Annotated in this window: 3 protein-coding genes; 2 read left to right on the top strand and 1 reads right to left on the bottom strand. The window is 57.8% G+C overall.

Going from position 1 to position 1731, the window contains the following annotated elements; all coding sequences use genetic code 11:
- The coding region (locus X946_RS05275; RefSeq protein ID WP_038744718.1) for a winged helix-turn-helix transcriptional regulator at window positions 1–344 on the bottom strand (344 nt) is incomplete at its 3' end.
- A 130-nt stretch (window positions 345–474) separates the two neighbouring features.
- Between X946_RS05275 and X946_RS05270 the strand changes: the two genes are divergently transcribed.
- Both X946_RS05270 and X946_RS05265 read left to right on the top strand, forming a co-directional pair.
- Window positions 475–1236, top strand: coding sequence for an isochorismatase family protein (locus tag X946_RS05270; RefSeq protein ID WP_052145010.1), 762 nt, complete (start codon window positions 475–477; stop codon window positions 1234–1236).
- A gap of 255 nt (window positions 1237–1491) precedes the next feature.
- Window positions 1492–1731: DUF1427 family protein (locus X946_RS05265; RefSeq protein ID WP_038744717.1), on the top strand; the 240-nt coding region annotated here is incomplete at its 3' end.

Here is a 1731-nt window from a genome sequence, read left to right as displayed (position 1 = left end):
TCACCGAACAGTTGATCGGAAATCTGCGCCATCGCATGAAAAACCGGCTCGAGCAACTTGCCCCTGTCGGTAATCATGTACTCGACATAGGGCGTGGCCGACTTCCGAGCGATGCGTTTGACGAGCCGCTGCTGTTCGAGATATCGCAGTCTTTCAGTCAGTACCTTCGACGAGACCGGCTCGACTATTCGTTGGATTTCCGCGAAGCGATAAGTAGCCCCATCCAGCAGAAGCCACAGAATCCGTGGCATCCATGTGCCGGAAAAAATATCCACGAAGCGCTCGAAGGGGCAAGGTTGCCTGGACGCCGGGAACGGCGCGATTCTGGGGGTGGGTTGGTCCATGTCGAGTCCTGTCGGTTACCAATTGGTAAGTACCTTACCGTATAGAAACTTGCGTGTTAGTGTCGCACATACTCGCCATTGATGTGTAGAAGCGTTTAGCGAGATCCCTCCACTAATTTCGGATAACAAAATGATCGACAGACCGGCAGATATTGTTAGCCCCACCACCAATCAGATCCAGCCTCCCGTTGTTTCGGCGGAAGACGCGGCGCGCGCTGGCCGTGTGCCGTACGACAAGCCGACGCCGGAAAACGCGATCGTCCTCTTTATCGATCATCAGATCGGGCTGATGGCGGGTGTGCGCGATTTCGGCTCCTTGGCCGAATATCGAAGCAATGTCGTCGGCCTCGCGCGCGCGGCGAAGGCGCTGAAGATGCCCGTGCTGATCTCGTCATCGAACGCGCAATGGCAGAACGGCGATACGCTACCCGAGATCAAGGACATCTTCGGCGACGAGCCGATCTACAGGCGCACCGGCATCATCAACTGCTACGAAGATCCGACGTTTCGCGCAGCGCTGGAGAACCTGGTTCGGCAAACTGGCCGCAGGCACATCATCATTTCCGCCGTGACGATCGGAACCTGCTGTGCGTTCCCGACGCTCTCCATGTTGCAAGACGGCTACAAGGTGTTTCCTGTCGTCGACGCATGCGGCGCGTGGAACGCCTATGAGGCGCAGGCCGCCATGTCGCGGATGAGCAAGGCTGGCGCTGAACTGGTCACGACGTTCGCGCTCGCCTGCGAGCTTCAAGCCGACTGGAAGCTGCCGAGCGCGAACGACATGCTCGCACCGTTCATCCAGAACCTTCCGGAATACGGATTCGTACTGCAGAACTTCTGGAACAACGCGAATCAGCACGCGGTTCCGGACCCGTTCGGGATCGTGAAGTAAGCTCATTGAATCATGTTGTAGAGAAAGGAATTGGAAATCGAATTTGATAATTCGGCATCCATAATATATTGGCAGGAAGTTCCGCCACGTCGCGCAAGCGTGAGTGGCGGAAACGCATTCGATGCGCCCAGACGCCGCGCTTCAAACGACGCGGCGATCGAACCTACGCGCCCCCGCTTCGCGAGACAAATTGCAGAGCCGCAGAGCCGTTGGGGATTTCAATTTCGCTTCGGGTGAAATGTTTTTCACACGCTCATGAAACTCTACCTGTTGTCATTGGGAGCCGGCGTTTTCGTCGGCGTCATTTACAGCCTGATCAACGTGAGATCACCCGCGCCGCCGCTTATTGCGCTGCTCGGCCTGCTCGGCATGCTGGGCGGCGAGCAGATCGCACCGCTCGCAAAACGCTTGCTTGCCGGGAATACGCTGCAGGCCGCCTGGCGCGATGCAGGTTGCAGCAACCACATCTTGGGGATGCTGCCCGGCCGGCCGGCG

It is taken from the genome of Burkholderia sp. ABCPW 111 (genome assembly GCF_000773065.1).
In the GTDB taxonomy this organism is placed as follows: Bacteria; Pseudomonadota; Gammaproteobacteria; order Burkholderiales; family Burkholderiaceae; genus Burkholderia; species Burkholderia savannae.
This window is presented reverse-complemented; position numbering and strand designations above follow the sequence as displayed.

Bases quoted from the DNA above. Each gene is read 5' to 3' on its own strand.
- X946_RS05270 (WP_052145010.1), top strand. From the start codon at position 475: ATGATCGACAGACCGGCAGATATTGTTAGCCCCACCACCAATCAGATC.